Origin of the sequence: Treponema porcinum (genome assembly GCF_900167145.1) — a bacterium.
GTDB classification, from domain to species: Bacteria; Spirochaetota; Spirochaetia; order Treponematales; family Treponemataceae; genus Treponema_D; species Treponema_D porcinum.
Window position 1 is genome coordinate 125553 of the sequence record NZ_FUWG01000008.1, and the last position, 12452, is coordinate 138004.

The 12452-nt window shown below is 41.6% G+C and carries 10 protein-coding genes and 1 pseudogene; 9 read left to right on the top strand and 2 right to left on the bottom strand.

Annotated elements, in window-relative coordinates:
• The first annotated feature begins 111 nt into the window (after window positions 1-111).
• The 6 genes from B5D55_RS06495 (at window position 112) to B5D55_RS06520 (ending at window position 7724) form a co-directional block, all read left to right on the top strand.
• Complete coding sequence (locus B5D55_RS06495; RefSeq protein WP_078933191.1) at window positions 112-1227, top strand: FIST signal transduction protein; 1116 nt, start codon at window positions 112-114, stop codon at window positions 1225-1227.
• A gap of 31 nt (window positions 1228-1258) precedes the next feature.
• Entirely contained in the window at window positions 1259-3832 is a 2574-nt protein-coding gene (locus B5D55_RS06500) for an EAL domain-containing protein (protein WP_143593244.1), read from the top strand.
• 320 nt (window positions 3833-4152) lie between these two features.
• Window positions 4153-5178: an adenosine deaminase gene (gene add / locus B5D55_RS06505; protein ID WP_078933209.1), complete on the top strand. Its 1026-nt coding sequence runs from the start codon at window positions 4153-4155 to the stop codon at window positions 5176-5178.
• An 8-nt stretch (window positions 5179-5186) separates the two neighbouring features.
• Window positions 5187-5960, top strand: coding sequence for a class I SAM-dependent methyltransferase (locus B5D55_RS06510; RefSeq protein ID WP_078933193.1), 774 nt, complete (start codon window positions 5187-5189; stop codon window positions 5958-5960).
• 96 nt (window positions 5961-6056) lie between these two features.
• Window positions 6057-7394: an ArsB/NhaD family transporter gene (locus B5D55_RS06515; protein ID WP_078933194.1), complete on the top strand. Its 1338-nt coding sequence runs from the start codon at window positions 6057-6059 to the stop codon at window positions 7392-7394.
• A gap of 45 nt (window positions 7395-7439) precedes the next feature.
• Window positions 7440-7724, top strand: a complete 285-nt coding sequence (locus tag B5D55_RS06520) for an RNA recognition motif domain-containing protein (RefSeq protein ID WP_078933195.1) — start codon at window positions 7440-7442, stop codon at window positions 7722-7724.
• Window positions 7725-7779: 55 nt separating this feature from the next.
• Here B5D55_RS06520 and B5D55_RS06525 read toward each other — a convergent pair whose 3' ends face one another.
• Window positions 7780-9375: a peptide ABC transporter substrate-binding protein gene (locus B5D55_RS06525; RefSeq protein WP_078933196.1), complete on the bottom strand. Its 1596-nt coding sequence runs from the start codon at window positions 9373-9375 to the stop codon at window positions 7780-7782.
• Window positions 9368-10777, bottom strand: coding sequence for a TP0584 family protein (locus tag B5D55_RS06530; RefSeq protein ID WP_078933197.1), 1410 nt, complete (start codon window positions 10775-10777; stop codon window positions 9368-9370). Before B5D55_RS06530 ends, B5D55_RS06525 begins: the two co-directional genes overlap by 8 nt.
• Before the next feature lie 192 nt (window positions 10778-10969).
• Here B5D55_RS06530 and B5D55_RS06535 point away from each other — a divergent pair, with 192 nt between their 5' ends.
• From B5D55_RS06535 to B5D55_RS06545, 3 genes and pseudogenes are all read left to right on the top strand, one after another.
• A complete protein-coding gene (locus tag B5D55_RS06535; RefSeq protein WP_078933198.1) occupies window positions 10970-11347 on the top strand; it encodes a hypothetical protein in 378 nt (125 codons plus the stop codon).
• A 214-nt stretch (window positions 11348-11561) separates the two neighbouring features.
• The gene (locus B5D55_RS06540) at window positions 11562-12188 is read left to right on the top strand and encodes an Ig-like domain-containing protein (protein WP_143593246.1); all 627 of its coding nucleotides are present in this window, start codon (window positions 11562-11564) and stop codon (window positions 12186-12188) included.
• Window positions 12189-12258: 70 nt separating this feature from the next.
• Window positions 12259-12452 (top strand): annotated as a pseudogene (locus B5D55_RS06545) (IS21 family transposase); the annotation flags it as partial.

The window sequence follows — 12452 nt, forward strand, 5'->3', positions numbered from 1 at the left end:
TATATATAAACCTACGGAACAAAAACGCAATAGTCAAGGTTTTCGTTTACAAATTACAATCATGCTGTATACTTTTTATAAAAGAACAGGAAGCCTTTTTAGGAAAAATTTATGGAAAGAAGTAAGAATGTTTTTTGCAAGGGAAGAGAGAAGTCCGGCGTTTTTAATTCCGTTAAAAGTCAGATTGACTCTGGAGGAACGTGTCCGCAGCTTATAATTTTCTTTTCTGATATAGAGAATTTCTCATATTATGCGGCTGAACTGAAAAAGGCGTATCCGTCTGCCGTTACTATCGGTTCTACGACGTATACTGTTTTTTCTTCTGCCGGTTATGCGCACGAAGGGCTTTCTGTAATGGCGGTGTATTCTGGAATTTCGTGCACGTGCGGAATTCTTCTAGAAATAGCGAGCCATCCGCTGAAATATGCGGAAAACGTGCGCACCGCCTTTAATGCGCTTGGAAAGCCGGAAAATACGTGCTGCCTTGAATTTACTACGGCGTTTTCAAAAGGTGAGGAACTTGTCCTTGATACGTTTAAGTCTGTCCTTGAAAATACAGGCGTTTCTGTTTTTGGCGGTTCTGCCGGCTCAAACCTTCCGGGAATACTTACGTTCGTTTCATTAAACGGTGAAGTCTTTGAAGATGCTTCTGTGTTCGTGTTCATTCATAATGAAAACGGACGGATTGCCGTCTACCGCGAAAATATCTTCCGTCCTATGGCTTCGTATGTTACGGCAACGGACGTATACCCGGAAGAACGCATCGTGTATGAATATGACGGTGAGCCTGCCGCAAAAGTTATTGCCGAAAAACTGGGAGTTTCTGATTCAAAACTTCAGGAAGTGATTTCACTTTATCCGATGGGCAGGCTTTCCGGCGCAGACGTATATATTTCCGACTGCGATACAATCAATCCTGACGGTTCTATATCGTATTTTTCCCGGATTTACAATTTTGCAAAACTTGCGCTTCTTGAAGTAGATGACATTGACCGTGTATGGAGCGAAACAAAATCTGTCCTTAGTTCACAAATTCCTTTTCCTTCTTTTACACTTGCGGTAAACTGTGCATCACGTACAAAATATTTTGAAAACATAAATCGTTTTGATGATTTTGTGCGCGTTCTTAGCAGTAATTTCGGCAGTTTTGCCGGCGTTTCCGGCTACGGAGAGCAGCTGGATTTTGTGCATCTGAATCAGACTCTGATTCTTGCCTGCTTTGAATAGAAAAACAGCAGAACTTTCAAGGGAATTTTTTATGGCACGGTTTAACAACGGACTGATTTTTACTACTGATTCTTGTATCGGCTGCAACAGGTGCATTTCCGAATGTTCTGCTGCCGGCGCAAATGTTTCCATCGTAAAGGACGGAGTCGCGCGCAGCTACGTTAATTCAACGAAATGCAATCACTGCGGAAAATGTATCAGCGTCTGTACGCACGGCGCGCGCAAATACCTTGACGATACCGAACTTTTCTTTGCGGAATTAAGTTCGGGAAGGAATATTTCCCTTCTGGTAGATCCATCCTTTTTCATTATATACGGCGACAAAGCGCCCGGAATTCTTGGCTACGTAAAGTCACTTGGCGTAAATCATGTTTATAACGTTTCGTTCGGGGCAGAAATTTCAATCTGGGCGCAGATGAACTATCTTGTTTCTCATCAGGACGAACCTGCACAGAAGCGCGCGTTTATTTCTGCGGACTGTCCTGCCGTCGTAAAATCGATTGAACTTTATTACCCGGAACTTCTTGACCGGCTTATTCCCGTAAAGTCGCCGCTTTTGTGTACTTCTACCTATATCCGTACGTATCTTAATGACAGTACCGCCCTTGCGTACCTTGGACCGTGCGTTGCCGCAAAAGACGAAGTAGAAGACTCTTCGGACTCGGATAAAGTTCAGTACAACCTTACTTACCTTCACTTTATGGAATTCCTTAAGGACATTGATTTTTCTAAATTCAGTGCAGAAGCTGAACTTGAAGGAAGCGGCATAGGAAAACTGATTTCCGTGCGCGGAGCAGTAATAAACTGCCTGTCGTCTTATTTTCCGCGCGAAAAACTCTTTTTTCAGTATCAGGGAATGAACTCACGCACGATGCGTATGATTTCTATCTATACTGACAAAAACTATGCAGGAAACGTTCCGCTTTTTGTGGACATTGCTTCTTGTGAATTTGGCTGTCAGGAAGGCCCGGGCGTAGAAAAATCGGAGGAGCCGTTTTCAACAGTCTATGCTAAATTTATAGAAATTTACAATCGCTTTCTGAAAAATGCCGGCGACATAGATGACTATAAGCAGAACAGGGAACGGCTTAATTCACGCTTTCAAAATCTTAAGCCTGAGGATTTTTCGCGTACTTTTACTGACAGGTTTATGCAGTCCTATAAAATTCCTGACGCTACGATTGAAGAAATATTTTCTTCTATGCTCAAGGACACTCCTGAAAAACGGCACGTGGACTGCCGTTCCTGCGGCTACAATTCGTGCGTAGATATGGCATATGCCATTGCCTACGGCTACAACCGCAAGGAAAACTGCATTCACTATATGAACGAAGAAATGGTGCACCGCCTTAACACTGATTCTCTTACCGGCATTCCTAACAGGAACGCATTTGTGCGCGACGTTTCAAGGCTTATAAAGCAAAATCCCGACAAACGCTACGCAATCTGTTCTGGAGATATAAATAATTTTAAGGTAATTGACGATATTGCCGGCATAGAAACAGGCGACAAAGTGCTTTGTTTCATTGCAGACACGCTTAAAAAAGCCGTAGGGAAGAACGGCTGCATCGCACATTTTTCCGGCGGAAATTTTGCAATATGCTTTGAGTACGTTTCTGAATATATGCGGAATATCTACGGAATTACATATTTTGACTGCCGTCCGCTCGGGGTAGAAATGCCTGTTACGATGCGCTTCGGAATTTACGTACAGCACAATTCGTCCGAGTCAGTTCAGACGATGATAAATTACGCGACAATTTCTATGGACAAGAACCGCTCTTCCCAGAAAAATACGTTTACGATTTTCACAAACGAATTCCGCGAACAGATGATTCACAATGCGGAAATCACTTCACAAATGGAAAAGGCGATTGACAACAATGAATTCGTCCTGTATTTCCAGCCGCAGTATAATTCCGCTACAAAAAAAATCGTAGGTGCAGAATCTCTTTGCCGCTGGATAAAGCGCAACGGTACTGTCATCAGCCCGAAAGACTTTATACCGATTTCGGAAAACAACGGTTATATCCGCGTACTTGACCGCATAATCTGGGAAAAGGCATTTGAAATGATGAGCCAGTGGATTGAGCGCGGTATTAACCCTGTTCCGATTTCCGTAAACATTTCGCGCGGAAGCCTTGAGTCCGATACTCTCATTTACGTAATCGAACAGCTCAAGAATAAATATAATGTTCCTGCTGACCTCATTCATTTTGAAATAACGGAAAGTGCCTACAGCGGCGAACAGGACAAGCTGATTGAGCGTATAGAAAAAATCCGCGAACTTGGTTTTAAAATTGCAATGGACGATTTTGGAAGCGGCTATTCTTCCCTGAACATTCTGAAAGACCTTCCGATAGACATTCTAAAGCTTGATATGGGCTTTATGCGGCGAAGCAAAAATACAGATAAAGGGCAGATTGTCATAGAATCCGTAGTCGGTCTTGCCAAAAAACTGAATTTCATTATTGTTGCCGAAGGTGTTGAAACGCAGGAACAGGCTGATTTTCTGCGCGAAACAGGCTGTGATATAATTCAGGGCTATCTTTATTCAAAACCTGTTGCAGAACCGCAGTTTCTTGAACTTATAAAAAATAACTGACGGTAAAAAGCCTGTTCTTGCGGACGGGCTTTTTTTACGAAGCGGCAGATGCATAAAAAAAGGCGGCTTCCGAGTTGCCCCAGAAGCCGCCCGTCCGTTTTCACGGACAATCGGAGAGAGTTTATCAGCTTTTTACAAGCTGAGATAACTATACTCTATGATAAAAAATATGTCAACAGGGTTTGTGTTTTTTTTTTATAAAAAATTAAAAGAAACGTCGGAAAAAAAACACTTAACTTTTTCATAAAAAACGCCGATACTAGTAGCAGGCATTTCTAAAAATACTTTTAGGGATATATATCAATATGGAGATGAAAAAAATGAATAAAGACGAATTCTGTACTTTTTTGCGTAGCATTCCAAAAGCGGAGGTTCATCTTCATATAGAAGCAGTTCCTACAATAGAAACGCTCAGGACTCTGCATAAAAAGCGTTTCGGCACAGAACTTTCTGATGACGCTGTTTCAGAACTTTTTTCATACGACGATTTGAACGGCTTTATCCAGTCTTTTTTGAAAGTTCAGGATATGTTCACCTCTGCTGATGATTTTACTTATGTATTTGACGACCTTGCAAAATATCTTGTTGATAATAACGTTGTATACTGTGAAGCATTCTTTGCGCCAAGTGCATTTTTGAAAAAAGGATTTGCTTATCCCGATATGACTGCTGTTTTCTCAAGAAAAATTGCAGAAATCAAGCAGAAATATGGAATTACAGTAAAACTTCTTTCTGACGTTTCGCGTACTTTCGGCTGCGATAATGCAATGAAAAACTACAGCCTTCTTGACGAATATCCGTGCAACGACGTTATTGGAATTGGTCTTGGCGGAGCAGAATCAAAAGGTCCGTGCAGGGATTTTGTTCCTGTTTTTGAAAAAGCCCTTAAGGACGGACGCCACGCCGTTGCTCACGCTGGCGAAGACGTAGGACCGGAGTCAATCTGGGATGCGGTAAATCTTCTTCATACGGAGCGTATAGGACACGGAATTACTGCAATTCAGGACGACAAGCTTATGGACTCCTTAAAGCAGTCACAAATTCCGCTTGAAGTCTGCGTTACAAGCAACGTATTTACCAAAAAATACGTTAAGTCCGTTGCAGAACATCCTATCCGCGCATTCTACGACAGGGGACTTTTTGTAACTGTAAATACAGACGATCCTGTTTTCTTTAAGACTGACTTAATCGAAGAATACTGGCGGCTTTACAGCGAATGTCATTTTACGCTTGCAGAAATTAAGCAGCTGATAAAGAACAGTTTTAATGCGCTTTTTATCAGCGCGGAAGAAAAAGCTGCGTTCTGCGCACAGGTTGAAAAGGCATTCTGTAAAGCCGGCATTTAATTTATTCTATGACTGAGCTTGAAAAATACTACAGTAAATTTAAGGAAGATCACCGCCTTACAACCCGTCACGGAATGGTAGAATTCACGACTTCAATGAAATATATTCATCAGGCTCTTGAAGGAAGGCAAAATCCTAAAATTCTTGACGTAGGAGCAGGAACGGGGCGTTATTCAATTGCGCTTTCACGCGAAGGCTATGACGTAACTGCCGTTGAACTTGTAAAGCATAATCTTGACATCTTGCGTTCTAAGCACGAAAACGTAAAGACCTGGCAGGGAAATGCCTTAAACCTTCATTTTCTTGACGACAATACTTTTGACGTAACGATACTTTTCGGGCCGCTGTATCACCTTTTAACAAAAGAGGAAAAAATACAGGCGCTTTTAGAAGCAAAGCGCGTAACAAAGCAGGGCGGCATTATTCTTGCGGCGTACATAATGAATGAATATGCAGTGATTTCCTATTGTTTCGGCGAAAATAAAATGAAGGAATGTATGCAGGAAAGCCGCCTTTCAGACGATTTTCATACAGTTACTGCTCCGGACGATTTGTACAGCTATCTGCGCCTTGAAGATATTGATGAACTTCGGAGAAGCGCCGCTCTTGAACGCATAAAACTGTTCGCCCAGGACGGAGCATCTGATTATATGCGGCGCGCCCTTAATGCAATGGACGAAGAAACGTTCAGTTATTTCATTCAATATCATCTTGCAACCTGCGAACGCCCGGAACTTCTGGGCGCATCTTCCCATGTAGTAGATATTCTTCGCAAAGCATAAGTTAACCTCTAAAAATTGCAAATTTTAGAGGTAACTTTGAAACTATAACTTTTTCCGATTGTTAAAATATCCTCTTCTGTATATATTTATTGCATTATGGATATAAAATGGATTGTTCTTATCGTTGCGGTGGTTATGTACCTGCTTGTTATTTTAAAGCAGGATAAAAAAGTCTGGTTTACAACAGGTGCGGCGCTGCTTCTTGTTGCACTCGGTACTGTTCTCCCAGGCGCAATATTCAATGACGGAAACGGCGGCGCTTCGGAAACAGGGCGGCTTTTTGCCGTTACCCATTCTCTTGGAACGCTCATAAACTGGAACGTTCTTATGATTTATATTGGCAGTATGATAATTGCCGCCCTTTTTATATATTCAAAAGTGCCGGCCCGCATTGCAGACAGTATCGTAGAAAAATCACCAGGTTCCGGAATTGCAATTATTATGATTCTTGCGATGACAGGCATCATTTCAATCTTTGTTGAAAACGTTGCAACAGTCCTTGTAATGGCGCCGATTGCGCTTGCCCTTTCAAAAAAACTTAAGCTGAATCCAACGTATTTTCTTGCAGGACTTGCCGTAATGTCAAACCTTGAAGGAACGGCAACTCTTGTTGGCGATCCGCCGTCAATGATTTTTGCAAGTTTTGCAGGCTACACGTTCAATGACTTTTTCTTTTACGGCGGTAGAATTTCAATCTTCTTTTTTGTTCAGACAGGACTTATTGCCGGGTGCATTTTTTTCTATATGTATTTTAGGAATGCAAGGGAAAAGACAGCTGTAGACAGAACGAAAGTAGTTTCTTTTGTACCGGCAGTTCTTCTTGTTGCAATGATTGCAGGCCTTGCACTTCTTTCATTCCTTCATTTTGACTGGCAGTACGGTTCCGGCGTATACGTTATGGTTCTTGGTATTGCCGGGATTGTCTGGTACGTTTTGAGCCAGAAAAAATCAGGTGAGGAAGTGCGCACCCTTATAAAGGAACTTGACTGGGAAACTATTTTCTTCCTGTGCGGAATTTTTGTTGTAGTCGGTGCAATTTCAGAAACAGGACTTTTAAAGGAATTTGCAGCATTTCTTGCTGACGTTACGGGCGGAAACAAGTTTTTCGGTTTTGTCCTCATTCTTCTTGTTTCAATTTTAATTTCCGGCTTTGTAGACAACGTTCCGTACATCATCGTTATGCTTCCTGTTGCCGCTGACCTTGCACTCAATCTTGGAATTCACAAGGAACTTTATATGTTCGCGCTGCTTATAGGCTCCTGCCTTGGCGGAAACCTTACTCCGTTCGGTGCATCTGCAAATGTGGTTGCGATGGGTATTCTAAAAAAAGAAGGTTATCCGATTTCGTTTAAAGGATGGCTTAAAATCGGCGCACCATTTACTTTTGTTACGACTTTAAGTGCCGCGCTCTTTTTATGGTTCGTGTGGAAATAATTAAGGATTTGTTTTAAACCATTAAAAATCTGGAAGGTAAAAAAAATGGCAAAAAGAATTTATTGCGGTAATTTAAGTTTTGGTACGACGGAAGAAGTATTGAAAGGTGCGTTTGAGTCTTTTGGCGAAGTAATTTCTGTAAAAATAATTACTGACCGTGAAACGCAGAAATCAAAAGGCTTTGGTTTTGTAGAAATGAGCGATGACGACAAGGCGTTTGAGGCAATCAGGGCGATGAACGGAAAAGACCTTGAAGGAAGGAAAATCCGCGTAAGCGTTGCGGAAGAGCGTGAAAGAAATCCGCGCGTTAACCGCGACCGCAGACTCTAGGTTAAGGAAACACTGAATAAAACCTATTGAGGATTTTTCAGTGTTACCCTTGAATTTAGCGAAGCATTACTACATTAGGAACGTCCGGTTTTGTTTCTTTCTTAAAAAGATATTTTAGAGGGTGGATGTCAAACGAGTTCGGAGCCCATCCGCCTACTGCATTTAAATCAATTACGTTAAGGCTTACAGGATGCTGAACCGGAAGAATCACAGCTTCGTCTAAAAGCAGCTGTTCTGCCTGTCCTAAAAGCGAGTTGTGCTTTTCGTTTGTGTAAAGTGCCGCTTCATTTAAAAGCGCATCAAAATCAGGATTGCTCCAGTTTGTAACATTTAAGGTTGAATTTCCGCGGAAAAGTTCCAGAAACGCAAGCGGATCTGCAAAATCGCCTATCCAGGTGTAGGAAAAAATGTCTGCGTCAACGTCAGGAATTGAATAAAGATATTTATCGGAAGGAATTTCTACTGTCCGCAGGGAAACGCCAAGCTTTTCCCATGCTTCTTTTAAAAGCGCGGCTTTTTTCTGCATGTATTCACTTTCTGTAACAGCCATAACTATTTCAAGAATTTCGCCGTCGGGTATTCCGGCATTGCGGCGCGCAATTTTCATAAGGGAAGAAGCTTCTTCGCCGTCGGTGTAGGAGTAGCCGCGCACGGAAGGGTAGTTTCCTATAGGGTAGACAAGCGTTGAAGCCTGAACGAACGTATTTTCACGAAGGCTGTCCCACGGCGCGGCTTCTAGGAGTGCCTGCCGGAATTCTGCATTGCTCCAGACATTTTTGCGCATTTTGAAAAACATATATTCCGTTGCAAATTCTGCCGTAACGTGAACGGCATCTTTTGAAATCGTTCTTGAAAGGTTTACTGCGCCCGATACCCAGTCAGAAAGTCCCGTGTTAAATGCAAAGGCGTTTTCGTCCGCATCGTCGCAGAAGCGGAACGTTATCCTGTCAAGTTTTGTGTTTTCCTTGTCATAATAATGTTCGTTTTTTTCAAGAACCGCCTGATTTTCGTTTATTTCAGAAAGGACGAACGGCCCGGAATAGACGTTTTCTTCAGTTCCTGTAACTGCAAAAGATGCCATACAAAGAAGGCGCGGAAGATGTGATGCCGGCGTCGTAAGGTGAATTGAAAGGGTATGTTCGTCAAGGTCATAGATTGCAACGTTTTCTTCGATTCCGTTTTCAGTCCTGAAGTCAGAAGCGCCTTTTATAATGTCAAAAAGGGATGCATACGGCGCGCCCGGTGTGCGAAGCAGCTTAAGCCAGGATTTTTTTACGCTTTCTGCCGTAACAGGCGTACCGTCGCTGAAAAACGCATCTTCGCGAAGCGTAAAAGTCCACCGCTTGCTGTCGCGCGAAATTTTATAGGAAACGGCAATCGCATACTGCGGTTCAAGCGTAACGGGGTCATAGGAAAAAAGCCCCTCGAAAATCCCGGAAAGAATCTGCGCTTCGGAATTGTACGAGGCAGTATGCGGATTTAAGTTATAGGAATGTACGGGCGCTGTAACCGTAAGAACCTGCTTCTGCTTGGGAACGTCAGCCTGAGGATTTTCTTCCTGTACGGCATCCTGTGAATGAACTTTAAAAGCGCATAAAACAAGAAGAAGAAAGACTTTCTGCGCAGTTTTTTTTAGAATTTTACTATTCATCTTTTATCCCGAGTTTTTTCATCTGGTTTATTTCTTCGATATAGGCAACGTATTCTGCACGTTTTTTGTTTGCCTTTACGAGAACATTGTTTACCGTTACCAAATCTATTTTTAGTCCCTTGATTTTTGAGCGGCTTGCTGCATTTACTGTAGTTTTGAAGTAGTCGTCGGCGGCAGTAAGAAGCGCAAGCGTTTCCTTGTTGTCAGAAATCTGCTTGTTTACAAACTGAAGGATTGCGTCTTCTGCAGACGAAGCGATTTTCTTGTGTTCCGGGCTTGCGGCATTTCCGATTACGCCAAGGAAATGTGATTTCCGTTCAATTCCGGATATGAAAAACGAAATGTCCACATCGCGCGGAACTTTTGTCATTTTCTGCTTGTCTTCTATTAAAAAGCGGTAGATAATCGGTTTTTCCTTCATATTAAACGCCTTTCTCAAAAAACGCTTTATTCTGTTCATAAGCGTATTTTTTGTGCCTTCCAAAATCTTGCAGTTTTCGGAAAGTTTTTCTGCGATGAGGCTGTAAGTTGGAGAAAGCGTTGAAAGTATGTGGATTGTATCAAGAATAGCGCCCTTTGTGTTTACTGATTCTTTTGTTTTTTCTACCTTTGTTTCGCGCACTTTCAGAAGTTCAAGCGTTTTCAGCTGCAATGCGTCTTTTTCTTCGGAAAAGTCTTCTTCGGAAATCTGATTTATAAGTTCGCTGTAGAATGGTATTTTTTCCTGAAGTGCGGAAAACATTTTTTTTATTTCGGAAATTTCTTCCGCCGGAGTATGAATTGAATCGTACGGAAATTTCGGGTTCTGGAGAAAGTCAAGCCGGATTTTGAACTTGTATTCTTCGCGCTTGAAGTCCGTTAAGTCTTTTAAGATGCGTGTAATTTCCGTAATGCACTGACTGCTTTTGGAAAGCGAATCATTTAAAAGACTTAGAGAAATGGCAGGGAGATTTTGCCGCGCTTCGTTCAGAAGAACTGCAAGTCCGCGCGTATTTGTCTTTGTATTGTTCATGGACATATTTGCCCACTGGAACGAATTGTTCAGTTCGCTTAGCTTTTTGATTTTAGGAAGGTCAAGGTTTTCTACAGAAATCTTGAAATAGGTACAGATAAAGTCAAGCATTGTTTCATAGTCAGAAAAGCGTGAACCGATAACAAGAGCGCGCTCACTTTCTATATAAGGTGAGTCAGAAGGAGCCTGAATAGTTGAAATCTTTTTTTCAAGCTTGTACGGATCCGGCGTAATCAGCGCGCGCTTTACAAGCATATCATACAGATTATGAACGCACGTATGCAAAAGCCGGTAACTTTCAAGCATTTTTGGAAGTTCCGTAGAATTGAGCCAGGCTGATTTTTCGGCAATAGAGTTTTTCAATGCTTCTACAAATTCTATTCTGTCCATACCGTCTATTATCGGTCATTTTTACAGAAAAAGACAGCGTAAAATGACTTCTAGACAAACACTTCTGAATGTTACTGGCATACTGATTTTTTACTTCATTTTTTCCATACATTGCCGATAGATACATTAAAGGGAAACACTGAAAAATCCTCAATAGGATTTATTCAGTGTTTCCATAAGTAAGAGGTGCTTATGTCAGTTTCAATTAATTCTGCATACGGACATTTTTCAGCCGGAACTACAGGCAGCAAGCTTTATGTTCCTGTATCTCATTCATCGCTGCTTTACTCTCATTTTGATCATGTATCAGGATTTCCTGCAAAAAAAGGGCAGAACGGCGTTTCCATCTCTAAAATACAGATTTTAAATACTCTTATAGACCATCTTTCTTCAATAAAAGCAGGAAAAACGCCTGCCGCAATGAAATCAACTTCGCCGGACGAAATCAATTCTTTAATAGAAAACTATCAGACTCAGATACGCCAGGCAGTTGCAGCTTCGCAGAATTCGCTTTACGGAATTGCCGGAGCAAGACCGGAAGCCGGCGTTCTTTTCAGCTTTGATGCGTAATGTAAAATACGTGTAAATACATGTAAAAATATATTGTTCCGCACGAAAAAATAAATAAAATAAAAAAATTGCATTATTTTAAAAACCGTGTGAAAATGAAAGAAGGTTTGTGCAAATTTTTTTGCCGGATTTATTTATTTATTTATTTATTTATCTATCTATTTATCTAACTTAAGTGTTTTACTAAAAACAAAAATGTAGAACGGGGAAAAGAATGGCTAATTGTCTTAAATCATTTTTAGCTGGCGGGCTTATTATGCTCGTATGTTTTTTTACATCTTGCGATGTAGGACTTGGTGAATCTGTTGATACAGTTGCGCCTTCGGTGGAAATTACTTATCCGCCGGCAAACTCTGTTATCCGCGGAGCATTTGAATTTGCCGGAACGTGTTCAGACGACAAGGGCGTATCGTCCGTTTCCGTAACGGTTCTTGGCACGGACAGAAAAGCCGTCCGCTACACTGATTTAGACGGAAACTCAAAAGAGTATGCCGTTCCTGCTGCAAAAGTAGAAAATGACGGAAAAACGTGGCACATTCTTATAAATGAACAGATTTCAGAAGTAGCATATCCGCTTTCTGACGGAACTTATATCTGCAAGGTTCAGGCAAAAGACAGTTCTGGACGCACTTCTGACTGGATTGAACGCAGTTTTGAGATTGACAATACAGAGCCTGTGTTCATTATATCAAGTCCTGCCGTAACAGATACTGCAAACGCTACGGAATACGGTTCTGTCTTCAAGATAAGCGGAAAAATTGCCGACGACCACGATGTTAGAGTTCGCCGATTTCAGCCACACCTAAGTCCAGTGGAAATCGCCAAAAATAAGTTCAATTAAAAAAGCCATTATCAAATCAAATAAAACTCTCTAAACTGAATAGTAACCAGAAACTCAGTCAGGGAGGAATATGAAAAATGATAATGACTTCACAGTCAGTTTAACACAAGCGCTCCAAGATATGAAGATGGAGCAAGGGGATTGTTTTGACCTTGCAAAAGTCAACCTTTCGGAGCTTGAGAGAAGAACCGGAATCAGCCGTGCAAAACTCCGAAGATTAAAATCCAATAATTTCAAAGAAAAACCTCATGCACTCATGGGAAG